Annotated in this window: 21 protein-coding genes; 5 read left to right on the forward strand and 16 right to left on the reverse strand. The window is 46.1% G+C overall.

What is annotated here, in order from left to right:
• Positions 1–61: 61 nt before the first annotated feature.
• Positions 62–928, forward strand: coding sequence for an AraC family transcriptional regulator (locus PPM_RS19770; RefSeq protein ID WP_013372588.1), 867 nt, complete (start codon positions 62–64; stop codon positions 926–928).
• 206 nt (positions 929–1134) lie between these two features.
• Here the strand turns inward: PPM_RS19770 and mgrA are convergent, their stop codons facing one another.
• The 4 genes from mgrA to PPM_RS19790 form a co-directional block, all read right to left on the reverse strand.
• Entirely contained in the window at positions 1135–2154 is a 1020-nt protein-coding gene (gene mgrA, locus PPM_RS19775) for an L-glyceraldehyde 3-phosphate reductase (protein ID WP_013372590.1), read from the reverse strand.
• An 85-nt stretch (positions 2155–2239) separates the two neighbouring features.
• On the reverse strand, positions 2240–2980 hold the full coding sequence (locus PPM_RS19780; RefSeq protein ID WP_013372591.1) for an NAD-dependent protein deacylase: 741 nt from the start codon (positions 2978–2980) through the stop codon (positions 2240–2242).
• On the reverse strand, positions 2977–3747 hold the full coding sequence (locus tag PPM_RS19785) for an HAD family hydrolase (protein WP_013372592.1): 771 nt from the start codon (positions 3745–3747) through the stop codon (positions 2977–2979). The genes PPM_RS19780 and PPM_RS19785 overlap by 4 nt, the downstream gene beginning before the upstream one ends.
• Before the next feature lie 14 nt (positions 3748–3761).
• Positions 3762–4568 (reverse strand): alpha/beta fold hydrolase, encoded by an 807-nt coding sequence (locus PPM_RS19790; protein WP_013372593.1) that lies wholly within the window; start codon positions 4566–4568, stop codon positions 3762–3764.
• A 314-nt stretch (positions 4569–4882) separates the two neighbouring features.
• Between PPM_RS19790 and PPM_RS19795 the strand changes: the two genes are divergently transcribed.
• From PPM_RS19795 to ilvD, 3 genes are all read left to right on the forward strand, one after another.
• Positions 4883–5917, forward strand: coding sequence for an acyltransferase family protein (locus tag PPM_RS19795; RefSeq protein WP_013372594.1), 1035 nt, complete (start codon positions 4883–4885; stop codon positions 5915–5917).
• 173 nt (positions 5918–6090) lie between these two features.
• A complete protein-coding gene (locus tag PPM_RS19800; protein WP_013372595.1) occupies positions 6091–6339 on the forward strand; it encodes a KGG domain-containing protein in 249 nt (82 codons plus the stop codon).
• A 340-nt stretch (positions 6340–6679) separates the two neighbouring features.
• A complete protein-coding gene (ilvD, locus tag PPM_RS19805; RefSeq protein WP_016324645.1) occupies positions 6680–8368 on the forward strand; it encodes a dihydroxy-acid dehydratase in 1689 nt (562 codons plus the stop codon).
• A gap of 83 nt (positions 8369–8451) precedes the next feature.
• Here the strand turns inward: ilvD and PPM_RS19810 are convergent, their stop codons facing one another.
• Complete coding sequence (locus PPM_RS19810; protein WP_013372598.1) at positions 8452–9900, reverse strand: polysaccharide deacetylase family protein; 1449 nt, start codon at positions 9898–9900, stop codon at positions 8452–8454.
• Between the two features lie 178 nt (positions 9901–10078).
• Between PPM_RS19810 and PPM_RS19815 the strand changes: the two genes are divergently transcribed.
• Positions 10079–11233 carry an AI-2E family transporter gene (locus PPM_RS19815; RefSeq protein WP_013372599.1) on the forward strand — a complete coding sequence of 385 codons (1155 nt, stop codon included), beginning with the start codon at positions 10079–10081 and terminating at the stop codon, positions 11231–11233.
• Here PPM_RS19815 and PPM_RS19820 read toward each other — a convergent pair.
• The 11 genes from PPM_RS19820 to PPM_RS19870 form a co-directional block, all read right to left on the reverse strand.
• Positions 11221–12996, reverse strand: coding sequence for a peptidoglycan D,D-transpeptidase FtsI family protein (locus PPM_RS19820; RefSeq protein WP_043886035.1), 1776 nt, complete (start codon positions 12994–12996; stop codon positions 11221–11223). The genes PPM_RS19815 and PPM_RS19820 overlap by 13 nt on opposite strands.
• Positions 12997–13237: 241 nt before the next feature.
• Positions 13238–15487 carry a methyl-accepting chemotaxis protein gene (locus PPM_RS19825; protein ID WP_013372601.1) on the reverse strand — a complete coding sequence of 750 codons (2250 nt, stop codon included), beginning with the start codon at positions 15485–15487 and terminating at the stop codon, positions 13238–13240.
• 224 nt (positions 15488–15711) lie between these two features.
• Positions 15712–17043 carry a peptidase U32 family protein gene (locus PPM_RS19830; RefSeq protein ID WP_016324647.1) on the reverse strand — a complete coding sequence of 444 codons (1332 nt, stop codon included), beginning with the start codon at positions 17041–17043 and terminating at the stop codon, positions 15712–15714.
• A 32-nt stretch (positions 17044–17075) separates the two neighbouring features.
• Entirely contained in the window at positions 17076–18005 is a 930-nt protein-coding gene (locus PPM_RS19835) for a peptidase U32 family protein (protein WP_013372603.1), read from the reverse strand.
• Positions 18006–18016: 11 nt separating this feature from the next.
• A complete protein-coding gene (mltG, locus tag PPM_RS19840; RefSeq protein ID WP_013372604.1) occupies positions 18017–19045 on the reverse strand; it encodes an endolytic transglycosylase MltG in 1029 nt (342 codons plus the stop codon).
• Positions 19046–19139: 94 nt separating this feature from the next.
• Positions 19140–19445: a DUF1292 domain-containing protein gene (locus tag PPM_RS19845; RefSeq protein ID WP_013372605.1), complete on the reverse strand. Its 306-nt coding sequence runs from the start codon at positions 19443–19445 to the stop codon at positions 19140–19142.
• Positions 19442–19744 carry a DUF1292 domain-containing protein gene (locus PPM_RS19850; protein WP_013372606.1) on the reverse strand — a complete coding sequence of 101 codons (303 nt, stop codon included), beginning with the start codon at positions 19742–19744 and terminating at the stop codon, positions 19442–19444. Before PPM_RS19850 ends, PPM_RS19845 begins: the two co-directional genes overlap by 4 nt.
• A 13-nt stretch (positions 19745–19757) precedes the next feature.
• Entirely contained in the window at positions 19758–20174 is a 417-nt protein-coding gene (ruvX, locus tag PPM_RS19855) for a Holliday junction resolvase RuvX (protein ID WP_013372607.1), read from the reverse strand.
• 9 nt (positions 20175–20183) lie between these two features.
• Complete coding sequence (locus PPM_RS19860) at positions 20184–20444, reverse strand: IreB family regulatory phosphoprotein (protein WP_007431624.1); 261 nt, start codon at positions 20442–20444, stop codon at positions 20184–20186.
• Positions 20445–20580: 136 nt separating this feature from the next.
• A complete protein-coding gene (gene alaS, locus PPM_RS19865) occupies positions 20581–23214 on the reverse strand; it encodes an alanine--tRNA ligase (RefSeq protein WP_013372608.1) in 2634 nt (877 codons plus the stop codon).
• Positions 23215–23564: 350 nt separating this feature from the next.
• The gene (locus tag PPM_RS19870; protein WP_013372609.1) at positions 23565–24632 is read right to left on the reverse strand and encodes an AI-2E family transporter; all 1068 of its coding nucleotides are present in this window, start codon (positions 24630–24632) and stop codon (positions 23565–23567) included.
• Between the last annotated feature and the right edge of the window lie 201 nt (positions 24633–24833).

Genomic DNA, 24833 nt, shown 5'->3' on the forward strand with positions numbered 1-24833 from the left:
TACAATGTAAGTATACCGCATCCACTAAACTATTCACAAATGCAGGAAGGATGACCCTATTTTGCAAGCGCATTCATATAGTTATGCTGTCGCCTCTAATCCGGTGTTTTATGAAAATAGCCCGCTGCATGTGCTTTTTGCAGGAGAGAGCCAGACCAAATCCGGTCATGCCGTAGGGCCGAAAATCTATGATTATTATCTGCTTCACTTTGTAGAGTCGGGCAAAGGCATCTTTCGAACAGAACAGCACACATATCAGCTTAAAAAAAACGATTTTTTCCTTATTCATCCCGGTCAGCTGGTGAGCTACACCTCTGATGAAGAGGAACCGTGGCGTTATCGTTGGTCTGCCTTTACCGGACACCATACGGAGCAGGTGGTGCAGGAGGCAGGACTGCGTGTTCATCAGCCTGTTTTCCATGCTGCTGATCAAAGTCCCATTCCTAGTTATCTGGAGCAAATGCAATTGGCCTTTTACAGCAGAAAATCTAGTTCTCATCTTTCAGCCTTGGGCTATTTGTACCTGATTATGGGAGAAGCAAGCAATTACCTTAGTGACTGGACTGATCCATCTGGGGCGGATTCGCAAATTCGACGTACAGTCAAGCAGATGGTTCAATACATGTCCACTCAGTACGCACACCCCGTTTCCATTGAGCAAATGTCTGAAGGACTTGGTTATAACCGTGCATACTTATCACGGATATTCAAAAAGGAAACGGGCATCTCCCCCGTCACCTATCTGCTTAAGCTACGGATCGACAAATCACGTCAACTGCTGCGCGAACGTCCTGAGCTGTCGGTTGAACAAGTGGCTGCATCTGTAGGATTAACCGATGCTCTATATTTCTCACGTCAATTCAAACGCTTCTGTGGGCAGTCTCCAACCGAGTACCGAAGCAAGGTTAAGCAGTATCCACAGTCGTAAAGTAAGCTTTAAGAGGCTTTACGAAGCTGCTGCTTCCAACAGACGGTTGATCTTCTTTTACAGGGGATGCTGGACAGGGCATTGGTTTCCCCTGCTCCCAGCCATAACGCAAACAGCCCGCATCCTTCAAATGGATGCGGGCTGTTAAGTATATATTTATAAGAGCATGTGAAATTAGGCCGATAACTCTGGAATATCTTTTGTCATTAGGCTGTGCCGCCGTCTTGTCCGTTCCCGGCATTTAGAATCGAATCAATCCGATCCAACTCCTCCTGTGAAAACTCCAGATTGGATAAAGCTTCAACATTTTCTTCGATTTGGCTTACACGGCTAGCCCCAATCAGGACAGAGGTCAGACGTTCACCGCGTAGAGCCCATGCCAGTGAGAATTGAGCCAAACTTTGTCCACGTGCAGCAGCCATCTGATTCAAGGCGCGCACCTTGCGCAGAGTTTCGGGCGTCACATGGTTCTCATTCAGGAATACCGATGTGCTTGCCGCGCGTGAATCCTCGGGAATTCCGTTCAAATATTTATTGGTCAGCAGTCCCTGAGCCAGTGGACAAAAGGCAATGCTACCTATCCCGTTTTCGTCCAGTACATCTTGTAATCCATTTTCAATCCAGCGGTCAAGCAGAGAGTATCTCGGCTGATGGATTAACATCGGTGTTCCAAGCTCCTTCAAAATGCGAGCTGCTTCTGCCGTTTGCTCTGCACTATAATTAGACACGCCCACATACAGCGCTTTGCCGGAACGTACGATATGGTCCAGTGCTCCCATCGTTTCTTCCAGCGGCGTATTGGGATCAAATCGGTGAGAGTAGAATATATCGACATAGTCCAATCCCATTCGCTTCAAACTCTGATCCAGACTGGATATCATATACTTACGAGATCCCCAGTCACCATAAGGACCTGCCCACATATGGTAGCCTGCTTTGGTAGAGATGACCAATTCATCCCGGTACGGTTTCATATCACTGGCTAACACTTGTCCGAAAAATTCCTCAGCTGAACCTGCGGGAGGACCATAGTTATTAGCTAAATCAAAATGCGTAATGCCCAGATCAAAGGAGCGAGTAATCATGCTGCGACCATTCTCCGCGTTGTTAATCCCGCCAAAATTGTGCCACAAGCCTAGCGAAATTGCGGGCAGTTTAAGACCCGATCTCCCTGTACGGTTATATTTCATACTTTCATAACGATCTTCGCCAGCTAAATAAACCATGCTATCACAGCCTCTCTCGAAACATTGTTATGTCCATTACAACCATCATCATAGCGCTTTTATCCGGGCGTTGACAAGAAAACGATTACAAGTCCAATTGATGAGCAAGTTTTTCCATAACTTTACCGATCGGTTCAGTGATCAAAAGATCCGCCTTGTGATCATACGAGGTGGGGTCTGTATTCAGCAGCACTGTATGTTTACCATGAAAATAAGTAATCAAGCCCGCCGCAGGATGAACTGTCAGTGACGTTCCTCCAATTAACAGCAGATCTGCTTGAGAAATGGCCTGAATGGATTGAATAAGGGTATCCTGATTCAACTCTTCCTCATATAAAACGACATCCGGTTTGATAATCCCTCCATCTACCGGACATTTAGGTACAACCTCGGAACTGTTCATCACTTCATTTAGCCCGTAAAAGCGGCCGCATTCCATACAGTAGTTGCGATGTACCGAACCGTGAAGCTCCAGTACATTTCTACTGCCTGCAGCCTGATGTAATCCGTCAATGTTTTGCGTCACAACCGCTTTAAGACGGCCTTGCTTTTCCAAAGACGCGAGAAAATGATGACAGCCGTTCGGCTTCGCATCGGGATGCAGCATTTTGCTGCGATAGAAATCGAAGAATACTTCAGGATGCTTCACAAAAAAAGAGCGGCTAAGCATAACCTCAGGAGAGTAGGGCAATTTTTCCTCACTCTGATACAAGCCTGCTGCCGAACGAAAATCTGGAATACCACTTTCCGTTGATGTCCCTGCTCCGCCGAAAAAAACAATATTCTGTGATTGCTGTATCCATTCCGCCAATGTATTAACTTTCATGCTCTACGCACCTCCAGCTCTTCATATCCACGAACCACCTTATCCGCATCCAGCAAATGACTGGAACGTTCCGATGCCGGCGCAAATCCAATGGCTAGCCGTACTCCAGCACGCTTGCCCATCTGCATATCCCCATTACTGTCTCCGATCACTACCACGTCCGCCGGCGACAGTCCTAGTAACGCGCAAGCTGTTTCAGCCATTTCCGGATCAGGCTTGCCGTATGTAACCCTATCATGTCCAATGATCTCGTCAAAATAGGATGTCAGCCCCATCCACTCCAAATGCTCTTGTGCAGCCTCTGTACTGTCAGAGGTCACAACCGCCAGCTTCATTCCGGCATGGCGACTTTGCTCCAATAAGGTCCGTAACCCTGGAAACACCTTCGCTGCCCGATGTCGGCGGACGTCAGCCATCGCTGTTTTATTAAATTCGCGGACAAGCCGCACAGCTTCATTCCACGGAACACCAGCAGTATAAAGCTGCCAAGCCAGTACACCCGTACTTTCGTCCACCGTTCCCATTGCCAGCGGGCCAGAAGGATCGTAACCGATCACATGTCCCTCCCGATCGTGAACAGTACCTAGAACGTTGCCTTTTTCCATTGTAAAACCGGCTCCCGCCACGACAAGATGCTGCTCCATCATATCCAGTATAGAACGAGCCCAGGGGCCCCACAACTGAATAAAATCCAGCAGCGTGCCATCTTTATCGAATAAGATGCCACGGCATGGGTATCGCTTCCCCTGCACGATCAGCTCAGACATGCATTACACCTCCTTTACGGGTTCTTAGAAGCTGAATCCACACTCTCTTTCATCCAATCCTGTAAAGCCGTTACCGTCTGGTTCCATTGCTCAACGGCGCTAATTTTCGCAGGATTATCCCCTTTCTGGGCACCGTAACTGCCAAATTGGGCATGGTTCCCCCCTTCGACTGTAAAATACAGCGTGTTGGCAGGTAAATAAGTTCTCCCACTTTGGACATTTTTCATCTGGATGACACCATCATCACTTCCTAACAGAGAAATAACTGGCAGATTTTTATCCTTTAAATTACCCTTGTTATCCGGGTAGGAAGCAAGGAAAAATACACCTTTGATCTGATCAGAATGTGCAGCTGCATATCGGGCCGCCATCACACCACCTAACGAATGACCGCCAATAACAAAGGCTTCCTCCGGATACGCCTTCAGCACTTCATTCGCCAAATCCGGTGAGATCAATGCAAGGTTCAGTGGCATTTTTCCAATAATCACATGATGTCCCTTTTCTGCCAAACGGCGTGCCAAGGGCGCATAACTTTCGGGTTTAACCAACGCCCCTGGGTACAAAATGACTCCTGATCCACTTCTTTTGGCAGGCTCAAAACTTAACCAATGCTCTTGCTCATTTACTTTCACAGTATCCGCTATTTCAGCTAATGCAGCAGCAGCCGTCTCGTCAGGCTGATAAGGCGTAAATACCTTCCATGCTCCCCAACCCGCGATTAGCACGATGACAATTAGGATGCCTAAAAGAATTTTCCATATTTTCCGAGAACCGCGTGTCCCATAAGAATTGTATGATCTTCTTGTTCTTCTTCTCATTATAAAAGTTCCTTTCGTCTTTCGTACCTCGTAATTATTAGCTTGAATATAAAAGGTTTCGCTGTATTCGATAGCATAGCTATAACCCTGTTAGGGTAACATCGTTGCACATACAGGGTCAAATGAGCACACGTTTCCAGACATGAGCCCATCTTTATTCCGTGTTCAAGCTTTCGCCACATAAAAAGGACATGACAGCGCTTACTGTTGTGAATAAAATCACAATGTTGAGGTCCAGAGTATCGTACCTTGTTCCTTGTAAAGAATTATTTTTTAAATAGTTTAATCGGCAGAAGCCGTTCGGAGGGAAACACATGACGACAAGCCATGATGTACAAGGGGAAAGCTTCTTTCTCAATTTGCGATTTCTGTTGATTATATGCGTATTTGCAGGAAACGCCCTGGAGCCATTAGTCGGTTCACTTCATCTTGCCCAACAATGGTTCATCTGGATATTCATGTTTCATATGCCGTTGTTTGTACTCGTTACAGGCTACTTTGCCAAAACCACTTTGACAGGTCTCGCAGGACAAAAAGTTCTGCTTCAGATCGGTATGCAATATCTGATTTTCCAATCCCTTTATTCAATCTTGGATGTCGTAATCTTTCACGTTCCCCATATCCATCATTCTTTTTTTGCTCCTTATCTGCTGCTTTGGTTCCTTGCCAGCCACATCTGCTGGAGACTGTTAATGCTGTCTTTTCAGAAAATACCACCAGTCTTCCAACTGGGTATATCCGTGCTACTGGGTATTCTTGTCGGATATCTCCCCGTAGACGGTATATGGCTAAGCGTATGCAGAACCTTTGTTTATTTGCCTTACTTTGTAGCAGGTTATCATTTGAATTATGCGGACGTTCGACGCTTCTTCACAACACCTGTCCGTATAATCGCCGGCATTGTATCTCTTTTGCTTATGGTACTGGCGGGAACGTCGTATTTTGGCATCCCGGCTGGCTGGCTATATGGCAACATGACTTATGGTGAACTGGGCCATACCGAATGGTACGCAGGGATTTACCGTATCGGCATTTATGGAGTTCAATGGATAGCATCTATGGCGTTTCTAAGCTTTGTTCCAGCCGTCACAGGGCGTATAACCGAGATGGGACGGCGTACATTATATGTCTTTTTGCTCCATGGCTTAATCGTCCGTTCCGTTGTTGCAAAAGGAGTCTACGAGTATATAGATACTCCTGTGGAAGTCATGTTAATTCTAGTGTGCGCCACAGGTCTGTGCTGTCTGTTGACCATGCCTTGGATTCGAACTGCAACACGACCTCTGATTGAGCCACAAGTAGAGTGGATGTTGAAGCCAGCTCCTTATCTTTTTAGACGGTCTGCGTAATTTTTTATCCATTTATATTTCACAATCAGCACGCGACAACCCGCTTACAGACGAGAATGGAAGTGGGTCTCCCCCTCTTTACTTCACGCATAGTACCTGTTTCATACAGGCAAGTTGTGGTAAGTAAAAGATACGCGCAACAAAAAACAACTTTTCATAAGGAGTGATTTGTCATGGCACGTAATCAAAATCAGGGTAAAATGAGTCGCGAAGAAGCAGGCCGTATGGGTGGAGAAGCTACTTCCAAGAAGCACAACAAGGAATTTTATCAGGAGATTGGAAAAAAAGGCGGACAAGCAACCGCAAACTCACATGATAAGGAATTTTATCAGGAAATCGGCAAAAAGGGCGGCGATGCTACAGCTGAGTCGCATGACAAAAATTTCTACAGAGACATCGGTCGTAAAGGTGGCAGAAATTAAAATATAGTTTCATATCCCCCTCCTTTAACATAAAAACAAGCCTGAGGCCCATCCGCTTTATTGCGGCATGGGCTTTTCCTATTTATCCGATAAGCTAACATATCAGAATATCAGAGTTTCGAAGCATCCAATTCAAATCCTCGGAGATGCAATATATAGATAAATAAAACTGTTCATATCTATATATTGTTGCTTACAGAACACTTCTATACTTTTTCAAAATCCTCATATATGTAGAAAAATGCGAACAACTATGATAGACTCTTTAGAAAACATCTGCGCTATTATGGCGTTCATTGAACGCCATACTATTTTTATACTTTGGGGGGAAACCAGCATCATGACAGCTAAGACGAAAATGCGTTCCGATATGATTAAAAAAGGCTTTGACCGCGCTCCTCACCGCAGCTTGCTGCGCGCAGCGGGTGTCAAGGAAGAAGATTTTGACAAACCGTTTATTGCGGTATGCAACTCGTATATTGACATCGTACCGGGCCACGTCCATTTGCAGGAATTTGGCAAAATTGTCAAGCAGGCCATTCGTGAAGCAGGCGGTGTACCTTTTGAATTTAACACTATTGGTGTAGATGATGGCATTGCCATGGGACACATCGGTATGCGTTATTCTTTGCCAAGCCGCGAAATTATCGCAGATTCTCTGGAAACTGTCGTTTCCGCTCACTGGTTTGATGGCATGGTATGTATTCCTAACTGCGATAAAATTACCCCTGGTATGATGATGGGGGCATTGCGTGTTAACATTCCAACTATTTTCGTCAGCGGCGGTCCTATGAAAGCTGGTAAAGACAAGAACGGACGCTCTATTTCCCTGACTTCCGTCTTTGAAGGCGTAGGTGCATTCCAAGCGGGTAAAATCGATGATCAAAGCTTGCTTGAGCTAGAACAATACGGCTGTCCAACATGCGGCTCCTGTTCAGGAATGTTCACAGCGAATTCCATGAACTGTCTCGCAGAAGCGATGGGACTGGCTATGCCAGGTAACGGCACTATCCTCGCCGTAGCAGAAGAGCGCAAAGAATTCGTCAAACAATCTGCACGCCAATTGATGGAATTGATTAAGCTCGATCTGAAACCACGTGATATCGTGACTAAAGAAGCGATTGATAATGCATTTGCACTGGATATGGCAATGGGCGGTTCTACGAATACAGTATTGCATACATTGGCACTTGCCCATGAAGCTGAAGTTGACTACCCTATTGAACGCATCAATGAAGTCGCAAACCGTGTACCTCATTTGTCCAAATTGGCACCTGCCTCCGACTATCACATTGAGGATGTTCATAATGCAGGCGGCGTAAGCGCAGTGCTGAATGAACTATTGAAGAAACCGGGCGCATTGCATGGTGACTGCATTACTGTAACCGGAAAAACCATTCGTGAAAATGTAGAGGGTCAGGAAATTCTGGACACTAACGTCATCCACAAATTGGACAACCCTTATTCCGAGCGCGGCGGTCTAGCTGTATTATTCGGCAATTTGGCACCACAAGGTTCCATTATTAAAGTCGGTGCGGTTGATCCTTCTGTTGGCGGTTATCACAAAGGTCCTGCCATCTGCTTTGATTCACAAGAAGATGCGCTGGCTGGCATTGCTAACGGTAAAATCGCCGAAGGACATGTTGTTGTTATTCGTTATGAAGGTCCTAAGGGCGGACCTGGTATGCCTGAAATGCTCGCTCCAACTTCACAAATCGTGGGTATGGGGCTTGGTGCCAAGGTTGGTCTGATTACAGACGGACGATTCTCAGGTGCTTCCCGTGGTATCTCCATCGGTCATATTTCCCCTGAAGCAGCAGAAGGCGGACCTATCGCTTTTGTTGAGGACGGCGATATCATTGAGCTGGACCTGAACAATCGTAAGATTGAGCTTCACATTACGGACGAAGAATTCGACCGTCGTCGTGCCAACTGGAAAGGCTTCGAGCCGAAAGTGAAGACAGGCTACCTGGCGCGTTATTCCAAGCTGGTGACGAACGCAAGTAACGGCGGAATTATGAAAATCTAAGTGCTTTGCCAAGATAGATTATTGTATGAACCACTAAAAACCTCTCGACTCCTACAAAGGATCGAGAGGCTTTTTTTATAAGGTCAACTGCTTGATCCTGTATCCGCTGTTTGTGAAGCCCTGATCGAAGTATGCATAGGCTCCCCTTCTTCGGTCATTTCACTGTTGAGTGTATGAACCACATCCCTTTGATCAGTTGGTTCAAAAACCTGGTCTGACCGGTGCGAATCTCCCGGTTGAAAACGTTCAAACAAGGTATCAATGGGCATCACGATTAGTTTCGGTACCATGACCTCTTTTTTTTCACTCAATTGCTCTGAACCCGAAGGATGGATAATACGAAATAACAGCTTTAAATATACAGTAGACACATGCTTAAAAAGTCCTTGGGGAAGCTCCTGAACTTGAAAGCCTAATTTTTCAGGCCCTCGATGAATCATACTTACTGCATAGATCGCCTTTACACCCTTCATACCAGAATCATGTACAACCCGTTGGGTAAGATCAGGCAGTTGTCTTTTCACAACTCGAATCAATTGAATCGCTAGATGGACCAAGGACTTTGCCGTCGCTCCCAATTGAAACAACATTTTATTGTCAAAATGAAGCTCAATTATGGGGTCCCCTTTTTCCAGCCACCTACCGTTCTCCATGTTTATATTTGGTCCATGATAGATACGGCGACGATAATAAAAGATCGTATTATCCTTGCTGACAGGACGAAGACGGAACAAGGCATGAAAAAGTCGCTCGTATTGTAGCCATCCGAATACCATCGTTCTTTTAATCCAATCTGTACTGGACAAGCTAGAGACAGTGGATTGATTGCCAGACTGACGGCAAAACAATGTGTCCACGCGGACGCTGCGTAATTGCTGTTTCTGGGCGACCCTCAATAGCTTCTCTAGTGCAATGAGCATGTTCTGTGGCGCTTCTGCGTCAGCCCCCAATGTCGTACCACAGTCATGGAGCAGCATCACCTCGCCACCCCTCAGCTTTTTGAGCATTCTTTCCGCTAGTTGTTTCGCTCCAATACTGGCCTTCCAGTCACCAAACATGGAGGACCATAATACGATTCGACGACCATTGTTTTTGGAAATATCAAAAAAGTTCACAATCCCCCAAGGTGGACGATAAAAGGTCGTTCCTTCGCCAGTTACTCGACGAATGACTGACTCTGTCTGGGTAATTTGTCTTCTAACCGTAACAGGCCGCATGAGCCAATTCGATTTGTGCACATAATTGTGGATACCAATCAGATGACCTTCATCATGCATGCGCTTCAGAAGCTCAGGGTGTTTTTCGGCATTCATACCTACAACAAAAAAAGTAGCCTTGGCATCAAAACGCTTGAGTAAATCGAGCAACTGTGGTGTATAGACTGGATCAGGACCATCATCAAAGGTTAGCGCATATTCTTGGTCACTTTTGCCACGCCTAAACACCCGGAAACCAAATATACGACTAACCAGCGCCGGAATAAAAGCATAAAAAGTTGAAATGTAAAACATCCATAACAGCAAAGTCTGCACGTTTTATCCCCACTTTTCTATTCTGAACTTCCAAGCAGGCCTCCTGAGTAAAACTCACTTACTTATATGTTATCACAATGACGTAAGCATGCCGAGATTTCGCCCTTGCTTATGGTCAGCATTGAGATTCAATTTAGTGTACAATAAATAAAAATCTTAAAGGAGTCGTTGTATACATATGCTTCCATTGTACAAAAAATATTGGCGTACTGTTTTTGATATCGGTCTGATCGTATTAACCGTGTATTTAATTATGTTCGTATCCAGCAAGCTGTATCAGCTAGCAGCACCTGTGTTCCTTTCATTCGTTGTGTTTTGGTGCATTGAACCTGCTGCCCGTTATTTTCATCGCAAAGGCATGAAAAAACCCTTTGCCTCCGCACTCTCCGTATTGCTGTTTATCATCTTATTACTGGCTATTTTTTTCGGATTGGGCCTGATCCTGGTTACTCAATTTACAAAAGTCGCGCAAAACCTCCCACATTATACCCAGATTATCCAAACGGAATTCACGCGGATTCTTCATCTATCTCAAGATAAAATTGCTGCCTTGCCTCCGGGTGTTACCGAACGTGTAAATGATTATTTTGCGACTGCTACCACCATTGCTACGAAATGGGCACAGCTGGGATTATCCTTTTTCATTCAATTTCTCAGCTCTTTTACCGTTTTTATGGGCAACTTTGCGGTTGCCATCATTTTAGCCTTCTTTTTGAGTATGGAAATTAATCTCTGGAAAGGAATTGCCCGCAGTAAAACACCGAAGACACTAAAAACAGCATATCTTTTTCTAAAAAATCATGTACTTAAAGCCATTTCTGCCTTTCTCAAGGCTCAAGCTCTACTGGTAGGAATTACCTTTGTGCTCGTATTTATAGGTTTACTCATTTTGCAAGTGGATAATGCCCTATCGTTGGCGCTCGTAGCAGCTTTGTTTGATATTCTGCCATTGTTGGGTGTGCCTGTTATCTTTATTCCATGGGCAGTGTATTTGTTCATCACGGGCAATACCGGCTTGGCTGTAGGCTTACTTATTGTCATGGCTGTCACCGTGATTGTGCGCCAGTTGGCAGAGCCCAAAATTACTGGTAATTCTATCGGCGTTTCATCTGCCTATCTAATGCTTTCCTTTGCCATTATATCGTTATCCATCTTCGGATTGGCTGGATTAATCCTATCCCCCATTCTGATCATTTTGCTCAAGGAATTGTGGCAGCAAGGTTATTTGCAGCAATGGATTCGGTTTCCGACTGAGGAGTTTGACGAGCCTCCGTTTATCGTCAAAATTCAGGAGGAAGAGCGTGAAGCTACTCGCGGAACTCAGGAGGATTGAGCTAGCAGATCCATGACTTGACCGAACAGTGCTGTGGCCTGATTTGCAGCATGCGCTGAAGCATTTTGCACAAGGACGGCAACCGCATAACGTGGCCGCTCTATCGGACCGTAACCAATAAACCACTGGTGGTTTATTGGGTGACCGTTTTTTAAAGCTTGGGCCGTACCCGATTTACCGGCCAGCTTCCAGGTTTTATTGCGCAAGGAGGCACCTGTACCGTGTGTCACAACCTGTTCCATTGCTTCACGCAGCGTATGAGCCGTGGATGTGCGAATCGAGCGGCTGCCTTGGGGTAAAGGAGCAGCGTGAGCAGGTAGCTCCAGCAAGGTGCTTCCGTCTGCGTAGCTGATGCGTTTTACGATACGCGGTGCATGTACTTGACCATCGTGCAGCAAGGTGACGATGAGGTTGGCTGCTTGGAGAGGCGTCACCAGCACATCACGCTGGCCGATAGCTGTCTGCACACGTACGCCTGGATCAGATGCATTCGTATGTGAGCCGAATACGGCTCCCTTTTCTTCGTGATCTAGCGGTCTGAATTGAGGCAGGCCTGCAAGATTCCGGTCCTGCCAGCCCACGGTTCGACTCAATCCCAGTGCAGAGGCTGCGGACTGAATTTGCTCAGCGTTAAGCCGTTCGCCGAGATGAGCGAACACACTATTACAGGATACGGCAAGCCCTTCCTCCAGGTTCAGGGTTCCGTGTCCTTTTTCTTTCCAGCAAGACAATCCGTACTTGCCATAGGCTCCATGACAATGAAATTGCTCCTGTGGTTGAACCACACCTGATTCAAGTGCAGCCGCAGCCGTAACCAACTTAAAAATAGAACCAGGCGTTACCGCTTTGAGGGCACGATTAGACCAGTCTGTTTTTTGCTGCGGATCAACATGAATGGGATTATAAAAAGGCCGAGACACCATCGCCATAACATCCGCGTTGCCTGCGTCAAGCACAACCACTGCACCTTCTGCCAAATGATTAGATTCTGTCAGCTTCTCAATCTGTTCCTGCAACGGGAGATCAATTGTAGTCTGCACCTGTAATGGATAGTGACTATTGGATGGAGCACTGACACGAAGCGGGACATGAGTCAATGGACGACGTTGCGCATCTACAGACCGAGAGACGAACGTCTCACCAACGCCGCTTAGCAGTGGCTCGAGCGTTCTTTCCAGGCCAGCTGCCCCCATCGGCAGTTCACTTGCTCGTTCACCACGTTCATACAGAAAACCAAGCCATTGTCTGCCATTGGGCATATCCCTATAACGCTGCGCATACGGTACAAGCTCTATGAGCGAAGGGGCTAACTTCAGCAGTCTGCCCGCTTCATTCGGATGGATTTGTATAGGCTCTCCGCGTCCATCCCGCCATATGAGTGGAGATTGCAGTTCCCTCCATCGCGTCAACAGTTGCCCTTTACTCGTATGCAGTAGCTTGGCCAGTTCTTGTCCATGCAAAGCAGCTTGGCCATCTACATCGGGAAAAAGCACTGGCGTCCATACGACTCCTCCAGTCAAGGGCTGCCCGTGTCGGTCTGTAAACTGTCCCCGCCCAGTATCAATAGCGATTCCTTCCTGTCGCTGACGTACTGACATTTCTTTAAGCGAATGCCCCCCATAAAGTGACAAATGAATACCCGCTGTCCCCTGAATCCAAGCCAGTCGGAAACATAAAATCAGTAGTAATACCATGATCCCCAGGGCTATATATGCAATTCGACGTTGACGATTGAAACTGTTATGACGCCTAGACACATTCATCCTCCTTTCATCATTTTTCCAGTAGTATGTCCGGTGATGGAAAAAGAAAACCCACTCAACATGTAATGTCGAATGGGTTACCGAATTTATGGGATATCTAGTGAGAAATATGGGCTCCAACCTAAAATTTCGTCTAACGAATAATAGACCGTTATAAAAATAGTAATGGCTAGAACCGCCCAAGCCAACTTTGTGTTTGTATTCATAATTTGTGCTCCTGATACCCCTGATTTTAGAACACCTACACTGTAAACCTCGAAAGCTGTTCTTTCAAATTCACCGATACTCCTTCCAGCTTATCAGACAAGCCTACCAGCTGATTACCGATATTGGCCTGTTCATTACTGAGAGAAGCGACTTCCTGCGAAGTAGCCGAGGATTGCTCGGCTACCGCACTTACATTGGTCATTGCTTCGGACAAAGTAGTCTGCGATTCACTCAGATGATGAATGGATGCGGTGACTGTTCCCAACCGAAGCGCGAACTCTCCCATTTGCTGCTGCACCGATTGGAAAATGTCCGTCGTTTCTTGTACGGCTCCCATCTGCTCCCGGAACAGCGGATACACTTCAGATAACGCCTGTACCGTTTCATTCATCTCATTGACGATATTATTGGTAATACCTGTAGCCGTACGAATGGCTTGACGTGATTGCTCTGCCAACTGACGAACCTCATTGGCTACCACCATAAAACCACGCCCGGCTGTCCCAGCTCGTGCCGCTTCAATCGTCGCATTCAGTGATAGAATGTTCGTTTGTTTAGCAATATTCTGTAATACATCCAGCACTTTAAAGACATCGGAAGTTGTCTGCTTCAGTTCATCTACTTTGCCTACCAAAGCATGCGTAGTTTCTTCCGTAACCTTAGTTTTGCTCAATAAATTTCTCAGCTGAACTGTCCCTTTTTCACTGGACTGTTCAACTTCTTGTGCGACCAGACTCATTTCATAATTAGAAGTCATAACCGTATCCATTTGCTGGGATATGTTCCCGGTTAACCCGCTGCCACGTTCCGCCTCTGTTGCCAAACTGGTGGCACCATGAGCAATCTCTTCCGTTGCGGCTGCAATTTCTTTGGCTGAAACGGCTGTCTTCTTCGAGGCATCACTCAGTTCCGTCGCTGTATTCAGTACCTCCTGTGCTGATGCATTCGTCTGTTCTACCAGCAGTGTAATTTGCTCCATCATCGTATCAAAACTTTCAGACAACTGTCCAATCTCATCCTGTGCCTTATACTTCGTTCGGATTTGCAAGTTGCCTTTGGCGCCTTCAATCATTAAATCCTTTAGGTGTGTCAATGGACGAGCCACAAGACGTACCATCCACAGACCAATGAACAATGCAATGAGTGCCGCTACCGCAGCAAATACCCAGGTTGTGGTAAGTATTCCCCTGGCGTCTCTCACCAGTTCAGATACAGGCACTACACCCACGAGAATCCATTTGGAAGTTCCCAGTGTATTATGAACCGCAAGCACACTTTGCTCTTTTCCGTCTGCTACCTGCTCCATAATTTGATTCCCTTCGATCCCTTCAAGCTTGGAAACGTAATCCAGCTTTGTCTTTCCTCCTGCCAAACTCTCATTGTTAGAGCCAACAAACTCACCCTTATCTGTCACAAGGCTAATCATACTGCCTGAGCCCAAATTAACACCTTTCAACTCGTCCTCCACCGCACTGGCCTTTAAATCCATAACCAGAACATAAGTCCCTCCCAACCCGGACATGCTGTTCATGGAGCGTGCCAGACGAAAGGTCTTGCTGCCATTGTCATTCACCTGCGTAGGTAGCCAAACCATTCCCTTGTTTTTCAAAATATCCTTAAACCATGCTTCCTGCCGTACATCCTTTTGTGTTCCGGTACCCATTGCAGCTAAACTGGTTTCTTCCGGGTACAGGTACAATGAATCAATCGCTTTATTTGTAAAAGCAATATTCGTTAATTTCTTGTTTACTTCGCCCATAGCAACAAAAGATGCAAAGGGATTTTTATCTTGCTTTACAGCCTTTTGCAACTGATCACTTAATTCAGTATCGAAAAATACCTGTGTCGATGTGTCTTGAAAGCGCTCTAAAATAATATCAAGCTTTTCCGAAGTTTGCTGAACTGTTTGTTGATACGCTGTAGCTGCATTTTGTTCAATCGTACTTTTAGCTTTGTAGTACGAGAGCATCCCCAGGCTGACCACGAATAACATAATGGCTGCAAAAAAGATCAGAAACAACTTCATTCCAACCGAACGGATCGGATTATAGTTTTTGACCAAATGCATAAAATCCTTACTGTATCTTTCAGGCTTAAGTAAACGCTTTAAATTGTATGTGCATTTACGTAAGGCCTTAGCTACCCAGGGAGTATCTTTCGAAGACATCACAACCGTCTCCTCCCCTTTATCCGTTGTTACTTTACTTCCTTTCAAGCCTTTCATTGGATCCGTTTTCTTAGGTTGCCTTTTTGCTGCATTTCTCTCTTTTTTCCGAAAACCCATTCCTCTCACCTACCACCATATAATTAGTTTCTTATTCCACGTCATCCTTTATGTATCTATTATCTATATAATCTCTATCGGAACTATTCGACAAGGAATGTAGCTTTCCTTTGAGTATCAACTAAATTTTGTGAAACTTTTTTCCTAGAAAACTATTCAAAAAAAAGCCTCTCCAACCGATAGGAGAGGCTTTTGAATCTTTTCACCTGTGACTTAAGGCTTATTTACTTCTTTTTACGCATCATATCAAAATACGATACAGGCTGATCTACCTTCATTTTGATTCGTTGAAGCGGATGACGTGCAGCATCTAATTCGTTGCCTTCCTCATCCCAGATCGTTCCGACCGTTTGCTTGAAAAACGTTCCGTTCGGCCCGAAAAATTCAATTTCATGCCCTGGTTTAAAATGGTTACGTTGTTGAATCGTTGCGATGCCACTTGCGGCATCGTAATCCATGACTAGTCCGGCAAAATCATAAGGGACTGCTTTTTCTTCCGGCTCATAAATATGATCCTCATGATCCGGTGTATCATAGAAGAATCCTGTATTTAACGGACGATTGGCTGCCTTGTTAATTTCTTCAATCCATTCTGGTTTGAGTACATAATTTTCCGGATCAGCCATATAAGAATCAATCGCTTGACGGTAGACATTCACGACCGTAGCTACATAGTGGATGGACTTCATACGTCCCTCCACTTTAAAGCTGTCTACACCCACATCAATCAGATCAGGAATATTTTCAATCATACACAGATCCTTGGAACCCATAGAAAAAGCATTATCGCTTTCTTCAAACAATGGAAGTTGGTTAACGCCAAGCTGGAACTGTTTTAGTACATTGTTATCCTGTGCCTCTTCCTCAGATATCCAAACCTCACCTGGACGGGCATCCTCAAACAAATCATATTTCCAGCGGCAAGACTGACAACATCCTCCACGATTAGAATCGCGGTCTGTAAAGTGATTGGATAACACGCAGCGACCGGAAAATGAAGAGCACATCGCACCATGGACAAAAGCTTCGATTTCGATGTCCACATGCTTTTTAATTTCTTCGATTTCCTCCAAGCTGGTTTCACGTCCAAGTACCACACGCGGCAGTCCCTCGTCTTTCCAGAACTTTACCGCTTGCCAATTCAGCGTGGACTGCTGTGTGCTCAAATGCACTTCCAATCCGGGAACTACCCGCAATGCCACGGATACAATGGCCGGATCAGCGACGATAACGGCATGAATTCCTACTTCATACAGATTGCGCAAGTATTCCTCAATTCCGGCAATATCTTCATTGTGAGCATAGATATTAGTCGCCACAAGCACCTTAGCACCGTACTTGTTGGCGAATTCCACACCTTCACGCATTTCTTCAAAACTGAAATTATCGGCGTTAGAACGCAGACCGTATTTTTGTCCACCAATATATACAGCATCTGCGCCATAGTGAACGGCAAACTTCAGCTTTTCTAGATTTCCGGCAGGAGCCAACAGCTCTGGCTTATCCAGACGATTCCGTTTACCTGTATATTTTCTCGTTTTGGTGATCGTTCCCATGACGTTCCCCCCTCTGTAAATTCATTTTGTAATTAATAAACCTGCTCTTTGTAGAAAAATCCGAAGGAGAGTTCCCGTTCAGGGTCTTGAAGACGGCGAACCTCATCCAGCCAGCTTTCATCATAAACATAAGCATCCGGGTCGGCTGTATAGCTGTCTATTGCTTTGCGATAAGCACGGACAACTGCCTCATTGTAAGCGGTGGGTTTCAACAAGCCCTCGATCTTAAAGCTGTGCACACCCGCCTCCATCAGAATTTGCAGGTCCTCCATGATACAAAAATCATCCGAACTCATAATATGTGTCCCGTTGATATCTTCGTAAATGGGGAACTTCTCTTCCTTCCGCTCTGCTTCAATCAGAAACAAGCCACGCCCTCTGCCGAGATCGCCTTCTACCGTGCGACCTTGGTGCAGCATATAGCTTTGAACAAGCTTACGCTTGGAGTGATAAATATTGGTCATTCCATGTACCTGAACCTGTGCTTCTATATTCAACTTTGGAATCATTTCCGTAATTTCATCCATACTGAGCTCACGAGCCAAGATGACACGTGATGCCCCTTTTTCGCCCCAATAGTTGGCGGTTGCGAAGTTGGTAGAAATCATCTCTCCGTTCCAGAAAAGTTTCAGATGAGGAGCATGTTCCTTCACCGCCATGAGCACTGCTGGATCGTTAAACTCAATGGCGTCTATGCCGCATTCAGCTATGGTTTGCACATACTTCGGAAGAAGTGGCAATAGCTCGTTCGTCATCAAATTCGTCATAGATACATATACCTGTGCGGCATGCTTCCGTGCTTCTTCCACAACCTCACGGATTTGGTCCGGTGTAAAATTTCCTGGCAACCGCATGCCAAAGCGGTCATCTCCAATCAGCAATGCATTAGCTCCAGCCTCCAGCATATGGCGGGCATCCTCCGGAGAGCTGGCAGTTGCCAGCAGTTCGGGTTTGTAAGCCATAGGCTCACCTCCTAATTTGTCTTACGGTTACTTACCTGAATGTTATGCAAATGATCTTTATACGTTTTGGCAAACAAATGTTTATGTGTTCCATCTTTTTTGGTCACATAAAATAAATAATCTGTAGATTTCGGCTGTAGAGCCGCCACTACTGATTTCAGACTGGGACTTGCAATCGGTCCTGGTGGAAGTCCTTGATGTATATACGTATTATAAGGACTTTCTACAGCCAAATCCTTGTAATACAGTCGTTCCTTTTGCTTGTCCAGCATATATTGAACTGTAGCATCAATTTCCAGCTTTTTATCCTGTTGAAGACGGTTATAAATAACGCCAGCTACGATAGGCCGCTCATCGTCTACAACCACCTCACGCTCTACCAGAGAGGCAACTGTCAGCAGCTGATGCAGTGTTTCACTGCGTTGCTGCAGCCCGGCATCCAGGTCAGAAATGGTATCCAGACGTTTTTGCGTCTGCTCCAGCATCGTCTGAATGATATCCTTGGTTGTGCTTCCCTTTTTCAGTTCATAAGTTTCCGGGAAAAGATAGCCTTCCAGCGCATAGCGAAGCCCCGCCTGCTTTGGTATGTCCCGTACCAGCGGGACGTCAAAAGCGGACGGATCGTTGGCTAGCTGCAAAAATTGCTGCCGGTCTGCCAGTCCTTCCTTTTGCAGCTTCTCAGCCATCTGTCTAATCGTAAAACCCTCCGGGATTGTAAAACGGATCATTTCCTCTTTGACTACGTCCCCAGCCGATAGCTTGGCAATCAGCTGATCAAAGGTTGCGCCAGGCTGCGCTTCATATTTTCCAGCCTGAAATGCGTTTCCTTGCTGTTTGAATTTTACATAAGCCTTAAACACGAGCGCATTACGTATAAGTCCCTTTTGCTCCAGCGTATCTGCAATAGCCGATGTTCCCGTACCCCTTACCACCGTAAAAGCAACGGGTTGTGTTTTCGGCTGAACAGGCTGCATGGCATTCCATATATAGAGGATTGCACCTCCCGCTATACAAACAAGCACGAGAAGCAACGTAAGCATCCTTGTCCTTCGCTTCACATCCACCCAACTCCTTCACAGCCAAAAAGGGCGGACTGGTCCGCCCTTTCAGGTTTGATCTGCTCGTTATCCAGACTTACAGCTCTTCCGGCAACGTACATTCGTCGTACAGCTCAGAAATATCTTCCCACTCATCATCATCTTCAATGGTGGTGATGGAGATTTCGCCGTCTGTGGATGAGCTTACATGATATAATTCATGTTCGCCAGCAGCAGCACCAGGTCTACGCAATACGGCGTACCGTTGCTCGCCTACCTTGAACTCTGCTTCCAACTCCATGCGTATTGCATGACCCTGTTCATCCTGCAACTCTACATCGCCGTCAAATGCTTCCTTCAAATCAGAGGTCCAGCTCAGGTCTTCACGTGAATAGCTCGTCATTTCCCGTCTTCCTCTTCTTCTTCCTCTACAAATGTATTAAAGGTCTCTTCGACGATTTCCCATTCGGCATCGTCTTGGATCACAAACAATTTAATATCATCGCCTTCTTCTTCGTAGCGGAAGGCGTACACATCGGACTCATCAGCTTCAGGGTCCACTGGCGCAACCATCATGTACTTTGCTTCGGAACCATCTACCTCAAACTTCATAATGACCTCGAACTCTTCCTCGTTGCCCTCGTCATCGGCAATATAAATAATTTCCGGCTCTTCTTCCATACCCAATTGATTTTCAGCCATTACGAAATCCCCCTCACCTTGTACTGTGTGCGTCCAAATAATTTTGCAAGATCAGGCTTGCGGCCAGTTTATCTACCACCTGCTTGCGTTTTTTGCGGCTGACGTCGGCCTCCAGAAGCGCACGCTCTGCCGAACGCGTCGTCAGCCGTTCATCCCAAAGGTGAACGGGTAAACCCAGTAACTCCTTGAGCCGGTTCGCAAACTCAATGCAAATCTCACCGCGTGGACCCACGGTTCCGTTCATATTTTTCGGCAAGCCTACAACAACCTCACCAATTTCATGTTCACGAACCAAATTTGCAATTTTACCGAACTCGCTGTCGTCACCGCGTCGTTCTATGACTACCAATCCTTGGGCGGTCCAGCCGAAGGCATCACTTACGGCGACCCCAATTCGGCGATCCCCGTAATCCAATCCCATTACTTTCATGCCTGTCTCCTAACGATGCTTAGCGAGATAGAAACGAACCAGCTCTTCAATCAATTCATCGCGTTCTTTTTTACGCACCAGGCTTCTAGCATTATTATGCCGCGGCACATAAGCCGGATCACCGGATAGCAAATACCCGACGATTTGATTGATCGGATTGTATTCTTTTTCTACCAACGCATCATATACGGTCAACAAAATCTCCTGAGCAGAAGCTTCCTTCTCATCCGCCTTGACATTAAATTTGACCGTTTTGTCCATGGAATCCATTGTTGACACCTCGCTTCCACAAAACATGTGTACATGTTTATGCCAGCTTATTCTTTTATATCATACCATAAGCAAAGCCCTTCAAGGAAATGTCTAAGTCCGTTTTTTTCCAAAAACCCGCAAAAATTATCGAACTTTATCCTTGTGAGGCTGCTGACACCAATTCATGCGCACGTTGAAGTGCTTCGTCCAGCTTGCTGGCATCCTTACCCCCGGCTTGCGCCATGTCAGGTCGTCCGCCGCCACCGCCGCCGCATACGGCCGCAATTTCTTTCACGAGCTTACCTGCATGAAGTCCCGTCTTGGTATGCTCAGCCGGGACAACAACGACAAAATTAACTTTGTCGTCCATTGCAGCGCCTAGCGCCAGCACAGCTGCAGGGAGCTTACTTTTCAGCTCATCAGCAATTGCACGCAGCGCATCCATGCTGGAGGCCTGCACGCGTGCAGCCAACAACTGCACTCCGCCAGCTTGCACGACTTGATCAGTCAGCTGACCCGCCTCAATAGCGCTCAACTTGCTTTGCAGTGATTCATTTTCACGACTGAGGTCTTTAATTTGTTGCTGCAAAGATTCGATGCGTTTTGGCACCTCGGACAGCTTGGATTTAACAAGCCCAGCCGACACCTTCAACAGCTCTAATTGACCTTCCATATACTCAAAACCAAAACGTCCGGTCACTGCTTCAATACGACGTACACCTGACCCGATGCCGCTCTCGCTGACAAGCTTGAACAAACCAATTTGCGAAGTATTGCTGACATGACATCCTCCGCACAGTTCGATACTGTAATCGCCAACCTTAACGACCCGTACGATATCACCATATTTCTCACCAAACAGTGCCATCGCTCCAAGAGCTTTGGCTTCGTCAATCGGTTTCAGTTCAATCGTCACATTCAGTTGGCTCCAGATGGCACGGTTAACCCGCAGTTCAATATCCGCCAGCTCTTCTGGAGTAATGCTACCAAAATGGGAGAAGTCAAAACGCAGACGCCCAGGTTCTACCAAGGAACCCGCCTGATTGACATGGTCACCCAGCACTTCTTTAAGCGCTTTGTGAAGCAAATGCGTAGCCGTATGGTTTTTCTCAATTTCTCCACGTGAAGCTTGATCTACTTCAGCTTTTACCGTATCGCCTACGTTCAGCTCACCAGCCTCTACAACGACTTGATGCACATGCTGACCTTGCGGCGCCTTGAACAGCCCTTCAACCTTCGCGGTTACCGTTCCGCCACGCAGTAAGCCATGGTCACTCACTTGCCCGCCGCTTTCGGCATAGAAAGGAGTCACATCCAGCACGACCTGACAGGACTGTCCTTCACTAACACTCTCCACCAGCATATCATCATATACAATTGCCACAATTTTGGACTCAGTTACGAGGTCATTATATCCAACAAAATCACTTTTAACCGCCAGATCAGACAAAGCTCCGCCCTGAATCTTCATGCTGGCATTATCTTGATGAGCATCGCGCGCACGTTGACGCTGTTCCTGCATCGCTTCATCAAAGCCTTCACGGTCTACTTTCAAGCCCTGCTCGTCCGCATAATCCTCTGTGAGGTCGAATGGGAACCCGTACGTATCATATAGCTTGAAAGCATCTGCTCCGCTAATGACGTTGCGGCCTTCGGCCTTTGCCTGAGCACTGATATCAGCCAAAATAGCTAATCCGTCTGTCAATGTTTCATGGAAACGCTCTTCTTCTGTTTTAATCACTTTGATGATGAAATCCCGCTTGTCCACGACCTCAGGGTAGTATACGCCCATGATATCCCCAACGGTTTCCACCAGTTCAAACATAAATGGACGATTCATGCCCAACATTTTTCCATAGCGAACAGCCCGGCGCAGCAAACGGCGAATGACGTAACCTCGTCCTTCATTAGAAGGAAGTACACCGTCACCAATCGCGAAAGTCACGGTACGAACATGGTCAGCAATGACCTTGAGAGCCACATCACTGTCCACATTGTCGTTATATTTAACTCCTGCCATGGCAGCCGTTTTCTGGATTAGTGGCTGGAAGATATCCGTATCGAAGTTGGAATCCACATTTTGCAAAATGGATGCAAAACGCTCCAAACCAGCTCCTGTATCTATATTTTTATTGGGAAGCGGCGTGTAGCTGCCATCTTTGTTATGGTTGAATTGTGAGAATACGAGGTTCCACACTTCCAGATAACGCTCATTTTCTCCCCCTGGATACATTTCAGGGTCCGTCATGTCGCTGCCGTAGGCTTCGCCACGATCATAAAAAATTTCCGTACAAGGTCCGCAAGGGCCTTCACCGATATCCCAGAAATTGTCTTCCAGTTTGATGATACGTTCAGCCGGAAGTCCAACTTTTTCATTCCACAGCTTGTACGCTTCTTCATCCTCAGGATATACCGTTACAGCCAGACGTTCTGGATCAAAGCCGATCCATTTCGGGTCTGTCAGAAACTCCCACGCCCATGTGATGACTTCTTCCTTGAAATAGTCGCCAATAGAAAAGTTCCCAAGCATTTCGAAAAACGTATGATGACGGCGCGTTTTACCGACATTTTCAATGTCGTTCGTCCGAATACATTTTTGCGAATTGGCGATACGTGGATTTTCTGGTTTTACGCGTCCGTCAAAATAAGGCTTAAGCGGCGCCATACCCGCATTAATCCATAGCAGGGAAGGATCTTTGTGTGGAACAAGCGGTGCGCTTGGTTCAATCACATGTCCCTTACTTTCAAAAAACTCCAGCCATTTGGAGCGGATTTCACTAGCTTTCATATAAGTAGCCTCCTAATTATGGTGTCACTGGTTTCTGGCACAGGCCATAAAAAATAGAAAAACGCCCCTGAACGGATCAGGGACGATTGTATCGCGGTACCACCCTGGTTATCGCCGTCCCCTCTGTACGAAATGCCACATGTGCAAGCGCACACCAACATCTGCTTAACGGACGATCGATCGCCTTGTTTTCACTGGTAACGGGAGCATCCCGGCGGGTTCAGCCCGCACTCCGAAATGAGCTTTCCCTACTGGATAAACACATTTAAACATACTCAATTCAGTATATCCGTGTCATTTAGCCGTGTCAACGCGATTTCAGACAGCATGCATCCGGGATATAGACGAAATTAGATTGTTTTTCGCTTCACGTAATATGCAAAAAAATGCTGAAGCCCTACCTTCAAAACAGCCATCACTGGAACTGCCAAGATCAAGCCAGCAATTCCCGCAATTTCCCCACCGACTAGCAGAGCGAAAATAATGGCTAGCGGATGCAGATGCAGCGTTCGTCCCACCACCTGAGGAGAGATTACATTACTTTCTAACACTTGAATACAGGCATTAACGACTACCACTAAAAGCACCATTTTTAAAGAAACCGTAGAAGCCATAATTACTGCCGGTGCAGCGCCCAAAAAGGGGCCCAAATATGGAACAATATTAAAAAGAGCCACAACTCCGGCCAGCAACAGCGCATAAGGCATGCCAATCAGCATATATCCAATATACGCCATTACGCCAATAATGACGCACACCAGCAATTGGCCCCTGACATAGTTGCCAAGCGCCTGATCAATTTCCTTAAGCACCGATACAATCGCCTTACGACGAGAACGCGGGAGATAAGAAACAATCGTCCGTTCAAACACGTCAAAATCCTTTAAAATATAAAAAATGAGAAAAGGTACGATGAACACATTAAACAACATGTTGATCATCCCACCGATGTTGTCCATAAAGGTAGAAATCCCAGTAGCCATCCGATTCTCCAGTTGGAAAAACCATTGATTCATCCCCGTACGCACCCCTTGGGGTAAAATACCGCTGTCCATATTCGTCATTAGTCCCTGTGCATGCATGGTCAGCTCTGGCAGATGCTCATTCAGCTCATCCAGTTGTTCAATGAACATCGGAATCAGATTCATCAGGATCACAATAAGACTGGCCAAAAACACAGCGTAAATAAGCAGTACAGCTACACTACGAGGCACCTTTCGACCGCCCAGCATACTCACTACAGGATTAAGTACATAGGAGATGATCATCGCTACCGCAAACGGAGCAATGATTGTTTTCAGAAATTCATACAAATGCAAAAACAAAGGTCTCAGCAGCCAGATAAAATATAGAATGACAAGTCCCAGCAGCGTCCATATGCCGTACCGGAACAGTCTACTTTTCGTTAATTGGTCCATTTTGTGCCCCCTTACCGGACTAGCCTCCTTTAAGTATATGCCTGTACCTCTAGTTTAATCCTTCCCGCCAGTCTAAGGTGTTCCATAAATAACCATTGTGAAAAATTGATGAAAATGGATGAAAACAATAAACAAAGTCATTCGATCTGACGATATAAGTACAAAGCACTATCCTAAGCTTTCACATTTCTGAAACATCGG

Origin of the sequence: Paenibacillus polymyxa M1, from assembly GCF_000237325.1 — a bacterium.
GTDB classification, from domain to species: domain Bacteria; phylum Bacillota; class Bacilli; order Paenibacillales; family Paenibacillaceae; genus Paenibacillus; species Paenibacillus polymyxa_C.